The organism is Streptomyces griseochromogenes, from assembly GCF_001542625.1.
Lineage (GTDB): Bacteria > Actinomycetota > Actinomycetes > Streptomycetales > Streptomycetaceae > Streptomyces > Streptomyces griseochromogenes.
This window is the reverse complement of record NZ_CP016279.1, coordinates 7,179,634-7,201,198: the sequence shown is the minus strand read 5'-3', so window position 1 is coordinate 7,201,198 and position 21,565 is coordinate 7,179,634. Positions and strand designations below refer to the sequence as shown.

Here is a 21,565-nt window from a genome sequence, read left to right as displayed (position 1 = left end):
CGCAGCCGGCCTTCCCGAAAGAAGTGATCATGGCTTCCGAGCACAGCGACGCCTCCGGCGACATGTCGGCCCTGGCGCTGAAGATACTGGTCGCCGGCGGCTTCGGTGTCGGCAAGACGACCCTGGTCGGGGCCGTCAGCGAGATCCGGCCGCTGCGTACCGAGGAACTGCTCAGCGAGGCCGGGCAGTTGGTGGACGACACCGATGGTGTGGACCAGAAGGTCACCACCACCGTCGCCATGGACTTCGGGCGCATCACCATCCGCTCCGGCCTCTCCCTGTACCTGTTCGGCACACCGGGACAGGACCGCTTCTGGTTCCTGTGGGACGAACTCTCGCAGGGAGCCCTCGGTGCCGTCGTTCTCGCCGACACGCGCCGGCTGGAGGACTGCTTCCCGGCGGTCGACTACTTCGAGCACCGTCGCATCCCCTTCGTGGTGGCCGTCAACTGCTTCACCGGGGCACGCGCCTACGGCGCCCACGACGTCTCCCGGGCCCTCGACCTGGACCGGGGGACACCTGTGGTGCTGTGCGACGCTCGCGACCGGGACTCCGGCAAGGAGGTGCTGATCCGCCTCGTCGAGTACGCCGGGCGGATGCACACCGCCCGGCTTCTCGACTCGGTGAGCTGAGTCTCAGCCGGTCAGGTCCTTCAGCGCCACCACCTTGTCCACGGTGGCCCTCACCAGCAGCTCGCCCGGGACGCCGTTGCGGGCGCCGAACTCCTCGGCGCGCTCCTCGCCCATGTACCGGGCGGCGATGCGGGTGGCCCAAAGACGCACCTCGTCCAGCTCCTCCGACAGCCGGGCGTGCCCGTTCAGCACCGCGAAGTGGAACGGCGGCCGGTCGTCGTCCACACACAGGGCGATCCGTCCGTCACGGGCGAGATTGCGCCCCTTCACGGTCTCCTTGCCGGTGTTGAACACCACGTCGTCCCCGTCCAACAGGAACCAGATCGGGGCGACATGCGGGCTCCCATCGGCGTTGACGGTGGACAATTTGCCGGTCCGGGTGCCGTAAGAGACGAACGCCCGCCATTCCTCATCGGTCATCTTCTGTGCCATACGCCCATCCTGCTTGCCCGGACGGCGGTCGTGGGGAAGGCTGGCGGGCAGATCCTCCAGCCAGGGGGAGACGTCACACGGGGAGACGGAACATGGGGCACAACCAGGGACTCGGGTGGCTCCTGGACGATCTGACCGAGCGGGTGGACCACGTACGGCACGCGCTGGTCCTGTCCAACGACGGGCTGGTCACCGGAGCAAGCACAGGCCTTCGCCGCGAGGACGCCGAGCATCTGGCCGCCGTCGCTTCCGGGTTGCACAGCCTGGCGAAGGGTTCGGGACGCCACTTCGGCGCGGGCAGGGTGCGTCAGACCATGATCGAGTACGACGACGCCGTACTGTTCGTGACCGCCGCCGGTACCGGTAGCTGCCTGTGCGTGCTCAGCGGGGCGGAGGCCGACATCGGGCAGATCGCCTACGAGATGACCCTGCTCGTCAACCGGGTCGGAGAACATCTCGGCGTGGACGCCCGGCAACCCGAACGTGCACCCCTGAAGGACCTCTGACCTGCGTGTTCGTCGCGCTCCGCGGGGTTATCCACAGGCTCGCCACGACGCGTGCCGAACCGGCTACGGTGTGTGCACGGCGAACGCACACGGCGTGCGCCACCGACTCCACGGGGGAGTACGACCATGTCGGGAAGCACCTTCGTCCCACCCCGCCCCGCCACCTGCGCGCCGAGCCGCGCGGCCCGTGAACTGGGGCTCAGGCGAAACGAGTTCACCCTCGCCGTCCGTCTCGGCCGCATCCGCACCGTGCCCGACGAGGGCGGAGGCGGGGGCCGCAGGGTCGAGCGGGCGGAGATCGACCGGCTGCGCGCGCAGGACGGTTTTCCCGAGACGCTCCGCGAACGCGTGCGGGTCGTCGGTACGGCGGAGGGCGCCGCGCTGATGGGGATCCCCGCGGGCAGGTTCACCCGGCTCGCCCGTCTCGGACTGCTGGTGCCGGTGCGCCTCTACCTGAACCGCTACCGCGCCGTGGTCTGGCTCTATCTGGCAGAGGAACTACGGCAGTTCGCGGCCTGCGCCGAGAACGCGCATCTGCTGAAGGGGCGTACGCCCGAGACCCTGAGGGGGCAGCTGGCGGCCGGGGTGGACCTGCGGGCCCGCAACTGGCGTGGACGGCACCTGGGATTCCTGCTGCGCGAGGCCGAGGGTCCTTGGGCGAGGGCCGGGGCCGTGGCCGTCCTGCTCGCACCCGTGGAGATCGCGGACGTCGTCAAGGATCCCTACGAGCGTGCGCAGCTGAACCGCTTCCGGTCCGCTCCGTCCGACCACGGCGCCCCGGGCTCGCCCTCCGCGCACCTCGCCGAGCACCTCATGACGGCACATGACTCCGACGAGGCCGACTGGCTGCGCAGCGAACTGGCGCACGCGGTACAGGAGGCACGCGACCACTCGCCGGCCCCACGCCCGGCGGCCCGGCACACGGCGCCCGCCCGGCGACCCGCAGCGCACCACGCGCACCCCGTGCCGCCGACGGCCGCACGGCACGCCGTTGCGGCTGCTCGGCCGGCCTCGCCGCCTCCGCCTCGGGATCACAAGGGCGAGCCGGGGGCGACGCGGCCGGCCCGCGGACTGCGTGCGTGGCTGCACCGCAGAAGGCCCCGGCCCGCAGAGGTCTGACCCCCGCTACAGGGCCCTGAACAGACCTTCCTGGACGACCGAGGCGAGCAGCCATTGAGCGCTGCGGACCCGTCTTGCGGCAAGTAGGGCCGACGGCCGAGGGCGAACGTCGATTACAGCCGTCCGGCCTCGGCGAGTGCAAGCAGGTCGTTCGCGGCTTCCTGGGAGCGGATGCGGATGGCGTCCGGGTCGGGGGCCGGTCCGCCGAGCAGGGCGGTGTCCACGATCTCCGCCTGGAGGAGCGCGGAGAAGACGTGCGCGGCCCGCGTGGGGTCACTGATCTTGGCGCGCAGTTCCGTCGGCCAGTGGGACAGGTGCCGTGTGAACAGGGCAGGGATGGGATGCGGGTAATCTCGTGACCATTTACCCGGGGCTTCCGAGGGATTTGGCCAAACCGTTCAACTGATCGACTGGTCAAATTTCGACGCCTTCAGGTGGCTGGCACCCGGCAATTTTCCGGGCCGCTGGCCGGGGCGATCGAAATTTATCGAGAAGTGAGTGTAAATGATTTCCGTTCAGGTAAAGGAGGCGCGAGGCGAGGTTCTTCGCAAGATCGTTGCCGACCCGGCTCCTTGCGAGGAGGCCGTACGACCTGCGTCATGCCGCGGTCTCCCTGTGGCTGAACTCTGGTGTACCCGCCGCGGAGGTGGCTGAGACGGCGGGCCACAGCGTGGCGATCCTGATGGACACGTAGTGGGGTGCAACGAAACGCGACGAGACGCGGTGGGGTGCGCCTCGGACCACGACCCCTGCTTCGTTCTCGGCAAGAACGTCGACGATCGGTGAAACCGCAGTTCAGCCCAGCTTGCGGAACAGCCCCTCCTGTACCACGGACACGATCAGTTGCCCTTCGAGGTTGTAGATGCGGCCCCGGGCAAGGCCCCGGCCGCCCACCGCGATCGGTGACTCCTGGTCGTACAGGAACCACTCGTCCGCGCGGAACGGCCGGTGGAACCACATGGCGTGGTCCAGCGAGGCCAGGTCGAAGTTCCGAGGACCCCACAGGGGTTCGACCGGGATGCGGACCGCGTCCAGGAGGGTCATGTCACTGGCGTAGGTCAGTGCGCAGGTGTGCACCAGCGGGTCGTCCCCGAGCGGGCCGACCGCGCGCATCCACACGGCGCTGCGCGGCTCGGCGCCGTCGATCTCCTCGGCGTGCCAGCGCAGCCGGTCGACGTAACGGATGTCGAAGGGCTGGCGGCGCGCCATCCGCTCCAACTGCTCCGGCAGCGCGCCCAGATGCTCGCGGATCTCCTCGGCCACCGTCGGCAGGGACTCCGGGTGCGGCACCTCGCGGGCCGGCGGCAGCTGGTGCTCGAAAGATCCTTCCTCGGGCTTGTGAAAGGAGGCGGTCAGATTGAAGATCGTGCGGCCCTGCTGCACGGCCGTGACCCGGCGCGTCGTGAACGACCGCCCGTCGCGGACCCGCTCGACCTGGTACACGATGGGCACACCCGGCCGGCCCGGACGCAGGAAGTACGCGTGCAGCGAGTGCACGGGGCGGTCGCCTTCCGTGGTGCGTCCGGCGGCGACCAGGGCCTGGCCCGCCACCTGGCCGCCGAAGACCCGCTGCAGGGACTCCTGCGGGCTTCGGCCACGGAATATGTTGACCTCGATCTGCTCCAGGTCGAGGAGGTCGACCAGTCTCTCGGCCGGGTTCGTCATGGGCGGGATTCTCCTGTGGTCACAGCTGGCCGACATCGGTGACGCGGACGACCGCACGGCCCTCGGCGTCGGAGGCCGCAAGGTCGATCTCCGCGCTGATGCCCCAGTCGTGGTCATCGCTCGGATCGTCGAAGATCTGGCGGACACGCCAGAGGCCGTTCTCCGGCTCCTCCTTGATCACCAGCAGCTTGGGGCCGCGGGCGTCGGGGCCGGTGCCGAGGTCGTCGTACTCGTCCCAGTACTTGTCCATCGCGTCGCCCCACGCCTCGGCGTCCCAGCCGGCTTCGGCGTCCATCTCGCCCAGTTCCTCGACCTGGTCGAGGGCGGCCAGTTCGACGCGGCGGAAGAGGGCGTTGCGGACCAGCACCCGGAAGGCGCGGGCGTTGGCGGTGACGGGCTTGACCTCGTCGGCCTTCTCCTGGGCCTCCTCGGCGGTCATCTCCTCCGGGTTGGCCAGCTGCTCCCATTCGTCCAGCAGGCTGGAGTCGACCTGGCGGACCATCTCGCCGAGCCACTCGATCAGATCCTGCAGGTCCTCGGACTTCAGGTCGTCCGGGATGGTGTGGTCCAGGGTTTTGTAGGCGCCGGCGAGGTAGCGCAGCACGATGCCCTCGGTGCGGGCCAGCTCGTAGAAGGACACCAGCTCCGTGAAGGACAGCGCCCGTTCGTACATGTCCCGGATGACCGACTTCGGCGACAGCGGGTGGTCGCCGACCCAGGGGTGGCTCTTGCGGTAGGTGTTGTACGCGTGGAAGAGCAGCTCCTCCAGCGGCTTCGGGTACGTGACGTCCTGGAGGCGCTCCATGCGCTCCTCGTACTCGACCCCGTCGGCCTTCATCGCGGCCACGGCCTCGCCGCGCGCCTTGTTCTGCTGCGCCACGAGGATCTGCCGCGGGTCGTCCAGCGTGGACTCGACCACGGACACCATGTCGAGGGCGTAGGACGGCGACTCCGGGTCGAGGAGCTCGAACGAGGCGAGCGCGAACGTGGACAGCGGCTGGTTGAGCGCGAAGTCCTGCTGGAGGTCGACCGTCAGGCGGACGATGCGGCCCTCGGCGTCCGGCTGATCGAGCTTCTCCACGATGCCGCCGTCCAGCAGCGAGCGGTAGATCGCGATCGCGCGCCGGATGTGCCTGAGCTGCTGCCTGCGCGGCTCGTGGTTGTCCTCCAGGAGGTGGCGCATCGCCTCGAAGGCGTTGCCGGGGCGGGCGATCACCGACAGCAGCATCGTGTGCGTCACCCGGAACCGGGAGGTCAGCGGCTCGGGTTCGGAGGCGATCAGCTTCTCGAAGGTGTTCTCCGTCCAGCCGACGAAGCCTTCCGGTGCCTTCTTGCGCACCACTTTGCGGCGCTTCTTCGGATCGTCGCCCGCCTTCGCGAGAGCCTTCTCGTTCTCGATGACGTGCTCGGGCGCCTGCGCGACGACCAGCCCCGCCGTGTCGAAGCCCGCCCGGCCCGCCCGGCCCGCGATCTGGTGGAACTCCCGGGCCCGCAGCGTGCGCACCCGGCTGCCGTCGTACTTGGTCAGGGCGGTGAACAGCACCGTCCGGATGGGCACGTTGACGCCCACGCCGAGCGTGTCCGTGCCACAGATGACCTTCAGCAGTCCGGCCTGGGCGAGCTTCTCCACCAGGCGCCGGTACTTGGGCAGCATGCCGGCGTGGTGCACGCCGATGCCGTGACGGACGTAGCGGGAGAGGTTGCGGCCGAACTTGGTGGTGAAGCGGAAGTTGCCGATCAGCTCGGCGATCTGGTCCTTCTCCTCGCGCGAGCACATGTTGATGCTCATGAGGGCCTGAGCCCGCTCCACGGCCTGTGCCTGGGTGAAGTGCACGATGTACACGGGGGCCTGCCGGTTCGCCAGCAGCTCGGTGAGCGTCTCGGTGAGCGGGGTCAGCTGGTACTCGTAGGAGAGGGGCACCGGTCGGGTCGCGGAGCGGACGACCGAGGTGGGACGGCCGGTCCGGCGGGTGAGGTCCTTCTCGAAGAAGGAGACATCACCCAAAGTGGCCGACATCAGGATGAACTGCGCCTGTGGGAGTTCCAGCAGCGGGATCTGCCAGGCCCAGCCGCGGTCGCCCTCCGCGTAGAAATGGAACTCGTCCATGACGACCTGGCCGACATCCGCGTTCTTGCCGTCGCGCAGCGCGATCGAGGCCAGCACCTCGGCCGTACAGCAGATCACGGGCGCGTCGGCGTTCACGGACGCGTCGCCGGTGAGCATGCCGACGTTCTCGGTGCCGAAGAGCTTGCACAGTTCGAAGAACTTCTCCGACACCAGCGCCTTGATCGGTGCCGTGTAGAACGTGACCTCGTCCCGGGCCAGCGCGGCGAAGTGCGCACCCGCGGCGATCATGCTCTTGCCGGAGCCGGTGGGCGTCGAGACGATCACGTTCGCCCCGGAGACCACCTCGATCAGCGCCTCCTCCTGGTGGGGATAGAGGGTGAGGCCGCGCTCCTGCGCCCACGACTCGAAGGCTTCGTAGAGGGCGTCGGGGTCGGCGGTCGGCGGCAGCTGATCGATGAGGGTCACGTCCCCATCTTGCCTGGCCCACCGGCCGATGGGGGAATCGGCTGCGGATGCGATGATCACTGCAGCTACGCTGTGGCGCCGACGGAGCGTCAACGCACCCGGTCAACTGGACAGCGGCACACGAGGAATAGGGCGGGGAACGGCCATGATGGGACCAGCACACTCACTGTCGGGAGCCGCCGCCTGGCTCGGTGTCGGAGCGGCCGCCGCCGCTGCCGGGCATCCCATGCCCTGGCCGGTCGTCCTGGTCGGAGCCCTGATCTGCGCCGGCGCGGCGCTCGCCCCCGACCTCGACCACAAGGCGGCGACCATCTCGCGCGCCTTCGGGCCGTTGTCGCACTGGCTCTGCGAGATCGTCGACAAGCTGTCCTACGCCGTCTACAAGTCGACGAGGAAGCCGGGGGACCCGCGCCGTTCCGGGGGGCACCGCACGCTGACGCACACCTGGTTGTGGGCAGTCCTGATCGGTGGCGGCTGCTCGGCGGCGGCGATCACCGGGGGCCGCTGGGCGGTGCTGGCGATCCTGTTCGCGCACGTGGTGCTGGCCATCGAGGGCCTGCTGTGGCGGGCGACGCGCGGCTCCAGCGCCGACGTCCTGGTCTGGCTGCTGGCAGGGACCAGCGCGTGGATCCTCGCGGGCATCCTGGACAAGCCGGGCAACGGCTCGAACTGGCTGTTCACCGCGCCCGGGCAGGAGTATCTCTGGCTGGGTCTGCCGGTCGTGCTGGGCGCGCTGGTGCACGACATCGGGGACGCGCTGACGGTGTCCGGCTGCCCGATCCTGTGGCCCATCCCGGTGGGCCGCAAGCGCTGGTACCCCCTGGGCCCGCCGAAGGCGCTGCGGTTCCGGGCGGGCAGCTGGGTCGAGCTGAAGGTGCTGATGCCCGTGTTCATGCTGCTCGGGGGAGTGGGCTGCGCGGCCGCCCTCAATGTGATCTGACGTACCGCTCCCGCTCAGGTGGCCTCGCCCGACTCCGCTTCGCCGTACCGGCGCTCGAACCGGGCGATGCGACCCTCGGTGTCCACCGTGCGGGCCTTGCCCGTGTAGAAGGGGTGGCTCTCGGAGGAGATCTCCACGTCGATCACCGGGTAGGTCTGGCCGTCGTCCCATTCGATGGTCTGCTCGCTGCTCGCGGTGGACCGGGTGAGGAAGGCGTAGCCGGCGGCGCGGTCACGGAAGACCACCGGGTGGTAGTCGGGGTGCTGGTCCTGCTGCATCACGGCTCCTCACACGGGGCGGTCGGGCAGGGGGCGTCCGGGTGGTCAGCCGGAGAGGGTGTCCTCGTCGACGATGTGCATCGCGGCCTCCTCGGCGGAGGCGGCGGCGCCGTCGATGCCGACGTCCGTGGCGACGAGCGCGCTCTCCTCGTCTTCGTGCGCGCCCTCGTCCGGCGCGACCAGGCGGCCGGAGCGGAGATGGCCGACCTCGTTGTCCAGGACTTCCCCGTCGGTGCCCTCGCAGTCGCCGATGCCGTCGCCGTCGGGCGCCGGGGCATCGGGCAGCTCTTCGGCGAGCCGCTGGTCCAGCGTCTCCCCGGTCAGGCGTTCGCTCGCCGTCACGCCGGTGTGCTCCACCGCCCACGGCCGCTCGGGAGGGGACCAGCCCCGGTCGAGAGGGTCGTCGACGCCGTCGAAGTCCAGGGTGTCCTCGACGTCGAGCACGCCCGAGTCCTCCCGGATCTCCGAGGCATCGGGCTGGTAGACGTCATCCCCCCATCCATCGGCGCTGTCCACGGGTACCTCCAGGTGGTGAGGACGGCTTCCTACCCCCGCGAGGGGCAGCGCGCCGTCGGCACGCTCGGCACGGGTCTCACGCGGCGGGAGCCGACGGGTTCCCGGGCGCTCCCCGAACCGGTGCCGCTATCCAGCCTTCCACCCCTGTTCGGCACCGCGCAACGGCACGGGGCCCGGCTTCTGGCCGCACACCCCCGCTCGGGCCCGCTCGGGCCCCCGCGACGGGGCCGCACGGCATCGTCCGACCGGGTGGGGCCCGCGGACGCGCGCCCGATTTCGCCCGCGCTCGCCGCAGGGGCGGCCCGGGGGCGGCCCCAACGCCCGGCCGGCCCGCAGACACCGTCCGCGTCCGCCGGAGCGGCCCCGCAGCTCAGGTGCCACAGGGCTGCGTCGGCACCCCGGCCGAGAGTGTCGGCGCGCCCCGACCCGGCGCTGCACCTGTGCGTACCCGTGCACGCGCGACGCCGCTCACCAGGGACCCCGCCCTCACCCCGCCCCTCACCCGTGCCACGACCGCCACAGCGCCGCATACGCACCGTCCGCCGCGACCAGCTCCCCATGGCTGCCCAGCTCGCTGATGCGGCCGTTCTCCACGACGGCGATCACATCGGCGTCGTGGGCGGTGTGCAGGCGGTGGGCGATGGCGACCACCGTGCGGCCGTCGAGGACACGGGCCAGGGAGCGTTCCAGGTGGCGGGCCGCGCGCGGGTCGAGCAGCGAGGTCGCCTCGTCCAGGACCAGGGTGTGCGGGTCGGCCAGGACCAGCCGGGCCAGCGCGATCTGCTGGGCCTGCGCCGGGGTCAGCGCCAGCCCGCCGGAGCCGACCTCGGTGTCCAGACCGTCGTCCAGGGCTCGCGCCCAGCCGTCCGCGTCGACCGCGCCGAGCGCCGCCCACAGTTCGGCGTCGTGGCTGTCGATGGAGGTCCCCCCGCTCGAGCGGAGCCGGGAGTGGGGGAGGGCCAGCATGAGGTTGTCGCGCAGGGAGCCGACGAAGACGTGGTGTTCCTGGTTGACCAGGGCGACGTGCGAGCGGACGCGTTCCGCGGGCATCCGGGACAGTTCCGCGCCGCCCAGGGTGACGCGGCCGTCCCGGGGCGCGTAGATCCCGGCGAGCAGCCTGCCCAGCGTGGACTTGCCCGCGCCGGAGGGGCCGACCAGGGCCAGCCGGGTGCCCGGGGCGACCTGCAGGGAGACCTTGCGCAGGACGTCGACGCCCTCGCGGTAGCCGAAGTGCACCCGGTCGGCGTGCACGTCCCGCCCGCCGGGGGCCAGCGAGGCGTCCCCGGCGTCCGGCGCGATGTCCCGGACGCCGACCAGCCGGGCCAGCGACACCTGGGCGACCTGCACCTCGTCGTACCAGCGCAGGATCAGGTTCACCGGGTCGACGAGCATCTGCGCGATGAGCGCACCCGTGGTCAGCTGCCCCACGCCGATCCAGCCGCGCAGCACGAAGGTGCCGCCGACCATGAGGACCGAGCCGAGCACCATGAGATGTACCGCGTTGATGACCGGGAAGAGCACGGATCGCAGCCAGAGGGTGTACCGCTCCCAGGCGGTCCACTCCTTGATCCGCCGCTCCGACAGGGCGATGCGCCGGTCGCCCAGACGGTGCGCCTCGATGGTGTGGCCCGCGTCCACGGTCTCGGCGAGCGCGGCGGCGACGGCGGCGTACCCGGCGGACTCGGACCGGTAGCCGGAGGGCGCCCGTCTGAAGTACCAGCGGCACCCCACCACCAGCACGGGTACCGCGAGCAGGACGGCGGCCGCCAGCGGCGGTGCCGTCACGACGAGCCCGCCGAGCAGCAGCAGCGCCCACACGGCACCGATCGCCAGCTGCGGTACGGCTTCCCGCATGGCGTTGGCGAGGCGGTCGATGTCGGTCGTGATGCGGGAGAGCAGGTCGCCCGTGCCGGCCCGCTCCAGCACGCCCGGAGGCAGCCCCACCGAGCGGACCAGGAAGTCCTCGCGCAGGTCGGCCAGCATCCGCTCGCCGAGCATCGCGCCCCGCAGCCGCACCTGCCGGACGAACACGGCCTGCACGAGCAGCGCGAGCACGAACAGCCCGGCGGTCAGTCCCAGGTGCAGCTCGGCCGCCCGGTCCGACACGCGCTCGACCAGGCCGCCGAGCAGGTACGGGCCCACCATCGAGGCGATCACGGCCACCGTGTTGACGACGATGAGGAGCCCAAAGGCCCGGCGATGCCGGCGGAACAGTTCGGCCACGTAGGCGCGCACGGTCGCGGCCGCGCCCACGGGCAGGGTGGTGGCGGTCGTCGGGGCCGCGGGGTCGTACGCCGGCGGCGCAACGCCGATCATGCGCTCTCCTCGATCTCTTCCAGCTGTTCGAGAGCGCCCAGAAGGGCGTTCCCGTCGGCCACGTTCTCGTCCCCGGGGCTGGTCGGGGCGGGCTCGTCGTCGGACTCCCGGGTCACCACGGCCCGGTACCGCGGCTCGGAATCGAGCAGATCCCGGTGTACGCCGACCGCCGCGACCGCGCCCTCGTGGACCAGGGCGACCCGGTCCGCGCGGTCCAGCAGCAGCGGCGACGAGGTGAACACCACCGTCGTCCGGTCCGAGCGCATCCGGCGCAGCCCGTCCGCGATCCGGGCCTCGGTGTGCGAGTCGACCGCGGAGGTCGGCTCGTCCAGGACCAGCACCTCCGGGTCGGTGATCAGGGACCGGGCCAGCGCGAGCCGCTGGCGCTGGCCGCCCGAGAGCGAGCGGCCGCGCTCGGTGATGCGGGCGTCCAGCGGATCGGAGGCGTCAAGCGACCCCTGCACCAGCGCTTCCAGGACGTCCCCGCACTGCGCGGCCGCCAGCGCGTCCTCGGCGCGTACGGCACCGGAGGAGGGCACGTCCAGCAGTTCGCGCAGCGAGCCGGACAGCAGCACCGGGTCCTTGTCCTGGACGAGTACGGCGGTGCGGGCACTGTCGAGGGGGAGGTCGTCGAGCGGTACCCCGCCGAGCAGCACCGAGGCGCCCGGCTCGGCGGGGTGGCCGCCCAGCCGTTCCGCGAGGCGTCCGGCGGCGTCCGGGTCGCCGCACACCACGGCGGTGAGCCGGCCGGCGGGCGCGAGCAGACCGGTGGCCGGGTCGTACAGATCGCCGCCGGGCACCTGGGCCTCGCGCGCCCCCTCGATGTCCGTGGCCCGCCGCAGCGACAGCACACGCGCCGCGCGTCTGGCCGACGGGCGCGAGAAGGAGTACGCCATGGCGATCTCCTCGAAGTGCCGCAGCGGGTAGTTGAGAACCATGACCGCGCTGTAGACGGTGACGAGTTCGCCGACCGTGATCCGGCCCTCGCGGGCCAGGTGGACACCGTGCCAGACGACCGCGATCATCAGCAGCCCGGGCAGCAGCACCTGGATCGCGGAGATCAGCGACCACATCCGGGCGCTGCGCACGGCCGCCCGCCGCACCTCCTGCGAGGCGCTGCGGTAGCGGTCGAGGAACAGCTCCTCGCCGCCGATGCCGCGCAGCACGCGAAGTCCGGCGACGGTGTCCGAGGCCAGCTCGGTGGCCCGGCCCGCCTTCTCGCGCTGGATGTCGGCGCGACGCGTGGCCCGGGGCAGCAGTGGCAGCACCGCGAGCGCCACGACCGGGACGCCCACGGCGACGACGACGCCCAGAGCGGGCTGGTAGACGAGCAGGCCGACGCAGACCACGGCGACCGTCAACGCCGCGGCGGTGAAGCGGGAGACGGCCTCGACGAACCAGCCGATCTTCTCCACGTCACCGGTGGAGACCGCCACCACCTCGCCGGCCGCGACCCGCCGGGTCAGCGCGGAGCCCAGCTGGGCCGCCTGGCGCGCCAGCAACTGCTGGACACGGGCGGCGGCGGTGATCCAGTTGGTGACGGCCGACCGGTGCAGGAAGGTGTCGCCGACGGCGATCCCCGTACCGCACAGCGCCATCAGACCACCCGTCAGGGCGAGCCGGGTGCCGGAACGGTCGAGGACCGCCTGGACGGCGAGACCGACGCAGAAGGGCAGCGCGGAGACGGAGACGAAGTGCAACATGCCCCAGGCCAGCGACTTGAGCTGGCCGCCCGTCTGGTTGCGCCAGAGCCACCACAGGAAGCGAGGACCCGAACGCGCGTCAGGTGCGCCCGGGTCGGGATACGGAAGGTCTTGGATCTGCATGACGTCCCAGTGGCTCGTGTCAGGGAGAGGAAAGGAAAGAAAGGGGAGGAACAGGGAGGAAGTGACAGAAACGAAGCGAGAGTGGCTCGGGGGAGGGCGGCGCGCGGAGGTCGTAACAAGCCGTGAAAGGTTCGCGTCGCGCAGTGCCGAATTTCAACCGGTTTTCCCTGACGGCCCGCGCAATCCGCCGGGTTCCGGCCAGGTCCCGTCGCCCGGCGGGCCGATCGTCCGGCTGCGGGGCCGCCTCGTGCGGCGGGTGTCCGGAAGACCGCGCCCCGGCCTGGAACGTGATGCCACCATGGGCGCGTGCAGATAGACGGCGTGCGGCGTGCGACGGTCGTGGTGGCGGCCTTCGGAACCCTCCTTGCGACCCTCTCCGCGTGTGCCGGCGCCGATGTGCCGCGCTCCGCCGGCGCGCGGGGCCCCACGGGCCGGGCCACGCACACCCCCGCAGGGCCGGCCGCCCGTGCGGTCGACCCGACCCGGATCCCGGGTGTCGGCAACCGCCTGTACCGGCGGATTCCCGCCGACTCGACCCAGGTCGTGGCCGTGTACGGCGAGGGCAGGGACTCGGCCTACTCCACGGTCGTGCTGTACACACGGCACGGCGCCGACTGGCGTCCGGCGGGCAGTTGGCCCGCTCACAACGGCCGCCACGGCTGGACGACGGACCACCGGATGGGCGACGACCGCAGCCCGCTGGGCGTGTTCACCCTCTCCGACGCGGGCGGTGTGCTCCCGAACCCGGGGACCAGACTGCCGTACGACCATGACGCGGGCGCCTACGCGCCGCCGAAGGACTGGGACGAGGCGCACCAGCACGACTTCGACTACGTCCTCGCCATCGACTACAACCGGGTCAAGGGCACCCCGCCGCGCGACGGCACCCGCCCCGAGGGCGTGGCCAAGGGCGGTGGCATCTGGCTGCACCTCGACCACGGCAGCGGCACCTCGGCCTGCGTCAGCGTTTCCAAGGCGGTCATGGAGTACCTGCTGCGTACGCTCGACCCCGCCCGGCATCCGGTGATGGTCATGGGCGACCGGGAGGAACTGGGCGCCTGACGGATTGGCCGAACCGCCCCAGGCCTCATTGCGGGGTGGACCCGCCTCCCCGTAGAACACCGCCCATGAGAAGACGGATAGTCATGTCCATGCTCGCCGGGGCGGCCCTCCTGGCGAGCACGTTCTTCGGAACCGGGGCCGCCGCCGCTCAGGCCACGGCCCCGGCCGGCGGCGTTCCGGCCGAGTTCGGCACCGACTGGCACGATCCGGTGACCGCCGCCCCGCCCGTCGACCGGCCGCACACCAAGTCCTGCCAGGTCACTCTGGCCGAGGCCCAGTTCCGTGACTTCACGCCCTACCGGGGCGCGTACACCCCGCCGAAGGGCTGCGGCGACCGCTGGAGCAAGGTCGTCCTGCGCCTCGACGGCAAGGTGAAGGGCCGCCAGTACGACCGCCTCGGCTATCTGCACGTCGGCGGCGTCGAGATCCTGCGCACCTCGACGCCCGAGCCGTCACCGGACGGCATCGAGTGGCATGTGGAGAAGGACGTCACCCGTTACAGCGACACCTTCCGGGGCCCGCAGAACGTCGAGATGCTCATCGGGAACGTCGTGGACGACACCTACACCGGCGTCATCGACGTCAAGGTGACGCTCACCTTCTACGCGGGCCGCCCCGGGGCCCCCGCGCCCGACCGCGTCCTCACCCTCGCCGACACGCCCGACGGTACGACCCTCACCACCCCGCGCAACAGTGAGCGCATCGTCGCCGAGGTGTACGCCACCGGATCCGGCGGCGGCTGCGAGGAGTTCTGGTACCTGACCGTGGCCGACCCGGCGTCGTACTCCTGCAAGGCCGACCACGGGCCGTACCGCGAGGTGCAGATCAAGGTCGACGGGCGACTGGCCGGGATCGCCGCGCCGTTCCCGAACGTGTGGACCGGCGGCTGGTCCAACCCCTTCCTCTGGTACGTCGTCCCGGGCCCGCACGCCTTCGACGTCCGGCCCCTCGAGTACGACCTCACGCCGTTCGCCGGGCTCCTGGACGATGGCCGCCCGCACCGCGTCGAGGTCTCCGTCGTCGGCTTGCCCGCAGGTCAGTCCGGCTGGAGCACCCCCGTGAACGTACTGGTCTGGCAGGACGCGCACCGTGCCCAGGTCACCGGCGCGGTCACCGCTGACAAGGCGACCGACGTCGCCAACTCCTCGGTCTACACGCCCGGCACGGAGAATCGTGTCGACACCGGGGCCGGACACCGGCTCACCGTCTCCGGATACCTCGACACCTCGCACGGCCGGGTGAGCACCACCGTCACCCGCACGCTCGCGAACGACTCGACGCACCGCTGGACCGACGGCGAGAACACCGACGGACTCGACGCGACATGGACCGACGACGAGACGGTCAAGACGGACGGACGGGGCCCGGCGCGCACGACGCACACGCTCCGCACGTACACCATGAACGGCACCACGACCCTCGGCACGGACAACCGGCTGCGCACCGTGCTGACCATCGGCGACCGGGCCACGGCCGTGCGGCAGCAGGGTGGCCGGCGCCTTTCGTGGTCGCGGCTCGACGACACCTACAGCGGAGACGCCGCGTACACGGCCAACGTCCCGCGCGAGCAGCGGCACGCTGTCGGCACGTCCAGCGAGCGCTATCGCCTGTACGGCCCCGACGGCTGTTACGACCGTTCGCTTGCCACGGCTCAGGGGACGCTGACCGAGGATCGCAGCCGCTGCTGAGACCCGCGATGCGGAGTGTGCCGCGCGCGGCGTGATGTACACGGCTGTCACACGGGTGTCCCCGGCGCGATCAGCAGCCCCTCCAGAATGATCGACACGGAGGCCGCCTGCCGTATCGGAGAAGTCCCGTGCGGTTTCTGCGAGTCGGCGTTCCCCCTGGGAGTGCCCGTGCCGCAGTCCGTACCGTCTTCGCCGCGACGTGTCGCACGCATGCTGCGAACCTCTCTGTTCGCACACTTCGCCTGCGCGCTCGTGCTCGGCATCGTCTCGTCGGAGAGCCGTGGCCGGACTCGGCCACGGCTCTCCGGCCGTTCGGCGACCGGTTTCGTGCGCCTGATCAAGGCGGTGATCTCGCCGCCGACGTGATCGCACCCGGTTCCGGCACACACGTCGATCCGGCCGAGCTCGACGCCTCGGCCCTCGACCGGCAGACCCCGGGCCGCGCCCGTTCAGCAGCGCTTGGCCGTCTCTCCGTCGATCAGTGTGTCCAGCAGCACCCCGAGCACCTCGCGCTCCTTCTCGGTCAGCGGGGCGAGGATCTCCTCGGCCGCCGACCGGCGTGCGCCGCGCAGCTCGCGCAGGGTCGCCCGGCCCTCCTCCGTCAGCTCGATGCGGGTCACCCTGCGGTTCGCCGGATCGGGCACCCTGCGCACCTTGCCGTTCGTCTCCAGCCCGTCGACCAGCGTCGTCACCGCGCGCGGCACCACCTCAAGGCGTTCGGCGAGGTCGGCCATGCGCGGGGGCGAACCGTAGTGCGCGAGGGTGCGCAGCAGCCGGGACTGGGCCGGGGTGACGCCCAGGTCGCGCAGCTCCAGGTGACGCTTCTGGATGCGGTGCACCCGGCGGGTGAGCCGCAGCAACTGCTCGGCGAGCAGGCTGTCGGGATCGGGGGTGCTCATGCGGGAACAATATCAGGATGCCGTTCATTGTGAGTATAGGTAACAATGAGCTATGATCCGTCAGTCATCGTCGGCCGCCTTCCGCGCCGGCGCCCGTTCGTCTCCGTAGGAGCCCATGCACCCCGACCGTGAACCCTCCTGGACCCCGCCTGCCGACGCCAAGGAACAGCCCCGGCAGGTGCGCCGTATCCTGAAGCTCTTCCGCCCCTATCGCGGGCGGCTCGCGATCGTCGGCCTCCTGGTCGGCGCCTCGTCGCTGGTCTCGGTGGCCACACCGTTCCTCCTCAAGGAGACCCTCGACGTCGCGATCCCCGACGGCCGCACCGGCCTGCTGAGCCTGCTCGCACTCGGCATGATCCTGAGCGCCGTCCTCTCCAGCGTCTTCGGCGTGCTCCAGACGCTGATCTCGACCACTGTCGGGCAGCGCGTCATGCACGATCTGCGCACCGCCGTCTACGGCCGCCTGCAGCGCATGTCGCTCGCCTTCTTCACCCGCACCCGCACCGGCGAGGTGCAGTCCCGTATCGCCAACGACATCGGCGGCATGCAGGCCACCGTCACCTCCACGGCCACCTCCCTCGTCTCCAACGTCACCAGCGTGGTCGCCACGATCGTCGCGATGATCGCCCTCGACTGGCGCCTGACGGTCGTCTCGCTGCTCCTGCTGCCGGTGTTCGTGTGGATCAGCCGCCGCGTCGGCAACGAACGCAAGAAGATCACCACGCAGCGCCAGAAGCAGATGGCCGCAATGGCCGCAACGGTCACCGAGTCGCTGTCCGTCAGCGGCATCCTGCTCGGCCGCACCATGGGCCGTTCCGACTCGCTCACGGCGTCCTTCGCCGAGGAGTCCGAGCAGCTGGTCGACCTCGAGGTGAGGTCGAACATGGCCGGCCGCTGGCGCATGGCCGTGATCACGATCGTCATGGCCGCGATGCCCGCCGTCATCTACTGGACCGCCGGTCTCGCCCTCCAGTTCGGCGGACCGCGGGCCTCGCTCGGCACCATCGTCGCCTTCGTCTCGCTCCAGCAGGGCCTGTTCCGCCCGGCCGTGAGCCTGCTGGCGACCGGCGTCCAGATCCAGACCTCGCTCGCGCTCTTCCAGCGCATCTTCGAGTATCTGGACCTGCCCATCGACATCACCGAGCGCGAGCGGCCGGTCCGTCTCGACCGGATCAAGGGCGAAGTCCGCTTCGAGGACGTCGAGTTCCGCTACGACGGCAAGGGCGGCCCGGTCCTCGACGGTGTCGACGTCACCGTCCCGGCCGGCGGCAGCCTCGCGGTCGTGGGCCCCACCGGCGCCGGCAAGTCCACGCTCGGCTATCTGGTGCCCCGGCTCTACGACGTCACCGGCGGCCGCGTCACCATCGACGGCGTCGACGTGCGCGACCTCGACTTCGACACCCTCGCCCGGGCGGTCGGCGTCGTCTCCCAGGAGACGTACCTCTTCCACGCCTCGGTCGCCGACAATCTCCGCTTCGCCAAGCCGGACGCCACCGACGAGGAACTGCACACGGCGGCCCGTGCCGCCCAGATCCACGATCACATAGCCGCGCTGCCCGACGGCTACGACACCGTGGTCGGCGAGCGCGGACACCGCTTCTCCGGCGGCGAGAAGCAGCGCCTGGCGATAGCCCGCACCATCTTGCGTGATCCGCCGGTCCTCATCCTCGACGAGGCGACCAGCGCCCTGGACAACCGCACCGAAGCCGCGGTGCAGGATGCCATCGACGCCCTGTCGGCCGACCGGACGACCCTGACCATCGCCCATCGGCTGTCCACCGTCCGAGGTGCCGACCAGATCGTGGTCCTGGACTCCGGCCGGGTCGCCGAGCGGGGCACGCACGAGGAACTGCTGGAGCTGGACGGGCGATACGCGGCCCTGGTCCGCCGGGACGCGCAGCTGGAACCGGTGAGCTGAGGCCGCAACCCAGGCCGACAAGACTGGCGATATGTCGGGTTTGTGGTTATAGGCGTATTACCGTGCCCTCATGCAGATGAAATCTCCGTCACGGAACGCGACGCGACTGACGCGCCGGGGCAGGCTCGTCCTCCTTGTGACCGGCGCCGTCCTGGCCGGCACCGCCGTGGCGGTGCCGCTGCTGCTCCTGGGGAGCCATCACGAGGAGGCGAAGCCCCAGAAGCTCGTCATCCCGGAGGGCTGGCGCGCGAGCCAGGTCTACGACGCCGTGGACACGGCCCTCAAGCTGCCTCCGGGCAGCACCCGGAAGTCCCTCGGCAAGGCCGGGCTCAAGCTGCCGCACGAGGCCGGGGGCAACCCCGAGGGCTACCTCTTCCCGGCGACGTACCCCGTGGAGCGGGGTGCCACCCCCGCGTCGCTGCTGAGGTTCATGGTCGACACGGCCAAAGGGAAGTTCGGCAACGCGCCGGTCGCGGCCGGGGCGCAGCGCAACGCCATGAACGTCTACCAGACCGTCACCGTCGCCAGCATCGTCCAGGCCGAGGCCTCCACCAAGGCCGACATGGGCAAGGTCGCACGGGTCGTCTTCAACCGGCTGCGACGGGGCATGCCGCTGCAGATGGACTCCACCCTCAATTACGTACTGAACCGCAACACCGTGCACACCAGCGTCGACGACACCCATATGCAGAGCCCGTACAACTCCTACCAGCGCATGGGCCTGCCACCCACCCCGATCGACAACCCCGGAGCGGAGGCGATGCGCGCCGCGATCAACCCGACGCCCGGCAACTGGCTGTACTTCGTCACGGTCAAGCCCGGCGACACCCGCTTCACCGCCGATTACTCCGAGCATCTGCGCAATGTGGCTCAGTTCAACGCCGGTCAGCAGACGACGGGGCAGAGCCAGGTCCCGGGCCGCAGCACGCAGCAGCCTGCGCTCACCCAGCAGCCGTCGGCCACCCAACAGCCTCTGGCCACCCAGCAGCCTCCGGTCACGCAGCGGCCTCCGGTCACGCAACCGCCGCGCTGAGCCGGCCGGACCTCACGCGGCGGCCGGTTCCTCGGCCAGCAGCCGTCCGATGTCCCGTACGGCCGCGCGTCCGGCGCGGTTGGCGCCGACGGTGCTGGCCGAGGGGCCGTAGCCGACGAGATGGATGCGCGGATCGGCGACCGCGCGGGTTCCCTCCATGCGGATCCCGCCGCCCGCCTCGCGCAGCCGCAGCGGCGTGAGGTGATCCAGGGCCGGCCTGAAGCCGGTGGCCCAGAGGATGACGTCGGCGGAGACCCGCCGAGGGCGTGGGCTGTCGTTCCACTCCACCCCGTCCGGCGTGATGCGGTCGAACATCGGCTGCCGGTCCAGTACACCGTCGGCCAGGCCCTGCCGGATCGCGTCGTTGAGCGGCAGCCCGGTGACGGAGACCACACTCCTCGGCGGCAGCCCCTGGCGTACCCGTTCCTCCACCAGCGCCACGCTGGCACGGCCGGCCTCCTGGTCGAACGGCCCCTCACGGAAGACCGGGGGCCGCCGGGTCACCCAGGTGGTGGCGGCCGCGTAGGGGGCGATCTCCAGCAGGTGCTGGGTGCCGGACGCACCGCCTCCCACCACCACGACCCGCTTCCCGGTGAACTCCTCGGGTCCGGCGTACCGCGCGGTGTGCAGCTGTCTTCCCCGGAAGGTCTCCTGGCCGGGGTAACGGGGCCAGAACGGCCGGTCCCAGGTGCCGGTGGCGTTGATCAGCGTCCGGGTCGACCAGGCGCCGTCCGAGGTCTCCACGAGGAGCCGCCCGCCCGCGCCCTCGCGCACCGACCGCACATCGACGGGGCGCCGTACTCGCAGGTCGAAGGCGCGCTCGTACCGGTCGAAGTACGCGCGGACGACCTCCGCCGAAGGCCGTGCCGGATCGGCGTCCCTCAACTCCATGCCGGGCAGGGAGTGCATCCCGTGCACCTTGCCGTAGGTCAGCGACGGCCAGCGGAACTGCCAGGCGCCGCCCGGCTCGGGGGAGTGGTCGAGGACCACGAAGTCGCGGTCCGGCGCGAACCCGGTGCGCCGCAGGTGATAGGCGCTGGACAGTCCGGCCTGTCCAGCGCCTATGACGACTGCCTCGATCTCGTGTGTCTCGTTCACGCCCCTGCCAACAGCGGGACGGCCACCGGTCTTCCCGGCTGTTCGGCGCCCGCTGTCAGCTCTTGGCGGGAGTCGTCGACGGCGGCAGGCCGCCGTTGAAGCGCGTGTCCACGAGAGCGCCGAAGTCGACCTTCCTCGGGATGAGCTTCAGCTCGGTGAAGGTGTCGGCGATCCGCTGCTCGGAGGCGACGAGCGGCTTGTCGACGGCGACCGGCACACGGGTGGAGTTGGTGCGCTTCACCGAGTCGAGCGACACCTCGTAGGGCAGCCCGGTGTTCTTCGCCCACACCTTGGCCCACTCCTCCTGATGGCCGTACACCCAGGACTGCGCCCGCCGCAGCCGCGCCAGATAGTCCTTGATCGCGGCCGCCTTTCTCGGGTCCTCTAGGGCGGAGGGCGCGGCCACCTGGAAGGAGAGCCCGTTGGTGACGCCTTCGCCGGTGGTGAGCACGCTGCCCTGCTTCGTCCTGAGGATCTGGGAGGTGTACGGGTCCCACACCGCCCAGGCGTCGACCTTGCCGGAGGTGAACGCGGCGAGCCCGTCGGCCGGCTGCAGGTACTTGATCCGGACGTCGCTCACGCCGAGGCCGACCGCCTTGAGGGAGGCGATCAGCTGGTAGTGCGCGGAGGAGCCCTGAGCCACGGCGATCGACCTGCCCTTGAGCTGCTCCGGCCCGGTCAGCTTCGAGCCGTTCGGTACGAGGATGGCATCGCCCTCGGACGTGCCGTGCCAGGCGGCCACCACCGAGATCTTCGAGCCGGCGCCGGCCGCGAAGACGGGCGGGGTGTTGCCGACGCCGCCGATGTCGACGGCCTTCGCGTTGACGGCCTCCAGCAGCGGCGGGCCGGAGGTGAACGTCGACCACTTGATCTTGTAGTGAAGGTTCTTCAGCTCACCGGCGGCGCGCAGGATGGCCTCCGAACCGCCCTTCTGGTCACCCACGTCGAGCGTCACGGACCCCGAGCCGTCGGTGCCGGTGCCGGCGGACGCGTTCCCGCCGCAGGCGGTGAGCAGGAGCGTGAAGGGGATGAGCGCGGCGGGGACGAGGCGTCGTCGCATGGTGGTTCCGTTCGTGGTCCGGGGGAAATCGGTTGGGGGAGTTC

General features: G+C 71.0%; 20 protein-coding genes. 9 read left to right on the top strand and 11 right to left on the bottom strand.

Going from position 1 to position 21,565, the window contains the following annotated elements; genetic code table 11:
- Window positions 1-29: 29 nt before the first annotated feature.
- On the top strand, window positions 30-632 hold the full coding sequence (locus AVL59_RS30925; protein ID WP_067311027.1) for a GTP-binding protein: 603 nt from the start codon (window positions 30-32) through the stop codon (window positions 630-632).
- Window positions 633-635: 3 nt separating this feature from the next.
- Here AVL59_RS30925 and AVL59_RS30920 read toward each other — a convergent pair whose 3' ends face one another.
- A complete protein-coding gene (locus AVL59_RS30920; RefSeq protein WP_067311024.1) occupies window positions 636-1,064 on the bottom strand; it encodes a PPOX class F420-dependent oxidoreductase in 429 nt (142 codons plus the stop codon).
- 92 nt (window positions 1,065-1,156) lie between these two features.
- On the opposite strand from AVL59_RS30920, the gene AVL59_RS30915 reads away from it, so the two are divergent.
- The gene (locus tag AVL59_RS30915) at window positions 1,157-1,570 is read left to right on the top strand and encodes a roadblock/LC7 domain-containing protein (protein WP_067311021.1); all 414 of its coding nucleotides are present in this window, start codon (window positions 1,157-1,159) and stop codon (window positions 1,568-1,570) included.
- A gap of 126 nt (window positions 1,571-1,696) precedes the next feature.
- A complete protein-coding gene (locus tag AVL59_RS30910; protein WP_067311018.1) occupies window positions 1,697-2,689 on the top strand; it encodes a DUF6397 family protein in 993 nt (330 codons plus the stop codon).
- A 113-nt stretch (window positions 2,690-2,802) separates the two neighbouring features.
- On the opposite strand, the gene AVL59_RS49595 is transcribed toward AVL59_RS30910, so the two are convergent.
- The 3 genes from AVL59_RS49595 to AVL59_RS30900 all read right to left on the bottom strand — a co-directional run bounded on the left by AVL59_RS49595 (window position 2,803) and on the right by AVL59_RS30900 (window position 6,887).
- A complete protein-coding gene (locus tag AVL59_RS49595; protein WP_335743780.1) occupies window positions 2,803-3,003 on the bottom strand; it encodes a TetR/AcrR family transcriptional regulator C-terminal domain-containing protein in 201 nt (66 codons plus the stop codon).
- 481 nt (window positions 3,004-3,484) lie between these two features.
- Window positions 3,485-4,354 (bottom strand): acyl-CoA thioesterase, encoded by an 870-nt coding sequence (locus AVL59_RS30905; RefSeq protein WP_067311017.1) that lies wholly within the window; start codon window positions 4,352-4,354, stop codon window positions 3,485-3,487.
- A 19-nt stretch (window positions 4,355-4,373) separates the two neighbouring features.
- A complete protein-coding gene (locus AVL59_RS30900) occupies window positions 4,374-6,887 on the bottom strand; it encodes a DEAD/DEAH box helicase (RefSeq protein ID WP_067311014.1) in 2,514 nt (837 codons plus the stop codon).
- 145 nt (window positions 6,888-7,032) lie between these two features.
- Here AVL59_RS30900 and AVL59_RS30895 point away from each other — a divergent pair, with 145 nt between their 5' ends.
- Window positions 7,033-7,827, top strand: a complete 795-nt coding sequence (locus AVL59_RS30895; RefSeq protein ID WP_067311011.1) for a metal-dependent hydrolase — start codon at window positions 7,033-7,035, stop codon at window positions 7,825-7,827.
- A gap of 14 nt (window positions 7,828-7,841) precedes the next feature.
- Here the strand turns inward: AVL59_RS30895 and AVL59_RS30890 are convergent, their stop codons facing one another.
- The 4 genes from AVL59_RS30890 to AVL59_RS30875 form a co-directional block, all read right to left on the bottom strand.
- A complete protein-coding gene (locus tag AVL59_RS30890) occupies window positions 7,842-8,105 on the bottom strand; it encodes a type B 50S ribosomal protein L31 (protein WP_067311008.1) in 264 nt (87 codons plus the stop codon).
- A gap of 45 nt (window positions 8,106-8,150) precedes the next feature.
- On the bottom strand, window positions 8,151-8,621 hold the full coding sequence (locus tag AVL59_RS30885; protein ID WP_067311006.1) for a DUF5709 domain-containing protein: 471 nt from the start codon (window positions 8,619-8,621) through the stop codon (window positions 8,151-8,153).
- Between the two features lie 498 nt (window positions 8,622-9,119).
- Window positions 9,120-10,937: an ABC transporter ATP-binding protein gene (locus AVL59_RS30880; RefSeq protein WP_067311003.1), complete on the bottom strand. Its 1,818-nt coding sequence runs from the start codon at window positions 10,935-10,937 to the stop codon at window positions 9,120-9,122.
- Window positions 10,934-12,763: an ABC transporter transmembrane domain-containing protein gene (locus AVL59_RS30875; RefSeq protein ID WP_067311000.1), complete on the bottom strand. Its 1,830-nt coding sequence runs from the start codon at window positions 12,761-12,763 to the stop codon at window positions 10,934-10,936. Before AVL59_RS30875 ends, AVL59_RS30880 begins: the two co-directional genes overlap by 4 nt.
- A 306-nt stretch (window positions 12,764-13,069) precedes the next feature.
- Between AVL59_RS30875 and AVL59_RS30870 the strand changes: the two genes are divergently transcribed.
- The 3 genes from AVL59_RS30870 to AVL59_RS56180 all read left to right on the top strand — a co-directional run bounded on the left by AVL59_RS30870 (window position 13,070) and on the right by AVL59_RS56180 (window position 15,879).
- Window positions 13,070-13,825 carry a L,D-transpeptidase family protein gene (locus AVL59_RS30870; protein WP_067310998.1) on the top strand — a complete coding sequence of 252 codons (756 nt, stop codon included), beginning with the start codon at window positions 13,070-13,072 and terminating at the stop codon, window positions 13,823-13,825.
- Window positions 13,826-13,890: 65 nt separating this feature from the next.
- A complete protein-coding gene (locus AVL59_RS30865; RefSeq protein WP_237281739.1) occupies window positions 13,891-15,513 on the top strand; it encodes a peptide-N4-asparagine amidase in 1,623 nt (540 codons plus the stop codon).
- A 210-nt stretch (window positions 15,514-15,723) separates the two neighbouring features.
- Window positions 15,724-15,879, top strand: coding sequence for a hypothetical protein (locus AVL59_RS56180; protein WP_159400142.1), 156 nt, complete (start codon window positions 15,724-15,726; stop codon window positions 15,877-15,879).
- A gap of 83 nt (window positions 15,880-15,962) precedes the next feature.
- Here AVL59_RS56180 and AVL59_RS30855 read toward each other — a convergent pair whose 3' ends face one another.
- A complete protein-coding gene (locus AVL59_RS30855; protein ID WP_067310989.1) occupies window positions 15,963-16,412 on the bottom strand; it encodes a MarR family winged helix-turn-helix transcriptional regulator in 450 nt (149 codons plus the stop codon).
- A 115-nt stretch (window positions 16,413-16,527) separates the two neighbouring features.
- Here AVL59_RS30855 and AVL59_RS30850 point away from each other — a divergent pair, with 115 nt between their 5' ends.
- Both AVL59_RS30850 and mltG read left to right on the top strand, forming a co-directional pair.
- Window positions 16,528-18,330, top strand: a complete 1,803-nt coding sequence (locus AVL59_RS30850; RefSeq protein ID WP_067310987.1) for an ABC transporter ATP-binding protein — start codon at window positions 16,528-16,530, stop codon at window positions 18,328-18,330.
- 70 nt (window positions 18,331-18,400) lie between these two features.
- On the top strand, window positions 18,401-19,363 hold the full coding sequence (gene mltG / locus AVL59_RS30845; RefSeq protein ID WP_208870472.1) for an endolytic transglycosylase MltG: 963 nt from the start codon (window positions 18,401-18,403) through the stop codon (window positions 19,361-19,363).
- Between the two features lie 12 nt (window positions 19,364-19,375).
- Here mltG and AVL59_RS30840 read toward each other — a convergent pair whose 3' ends face one another.
- Window positions 19,376-20,461: an NAD(P)-binding domain-containing protein gene (locus AVL59_RS30840; RefSeq protein ID WP_067310984.1), complete on the bottom strand. Its 1,086-nt coding sequence runs from the start codon at window positions 20,459-20,461 to the stop codon at window positions 19,376-19,378.
- 55 nt (window positions 20,462-20,516) lie between these two features.
- Window positions 20,517-21,521 (bottom strand): ABC transporter substrate-binding protein, encoded by a 1,005-nt coding sequence (locus tag AVL59_RS30835; protein WP_067310981.1) that lies wholly within the window; start codon window positions 21,519-21,521, stop codon window positions 20,517-20,519.
- Between the last annotated feature and the right edge of the window lie 44 nt (window positions 21,522-21,565).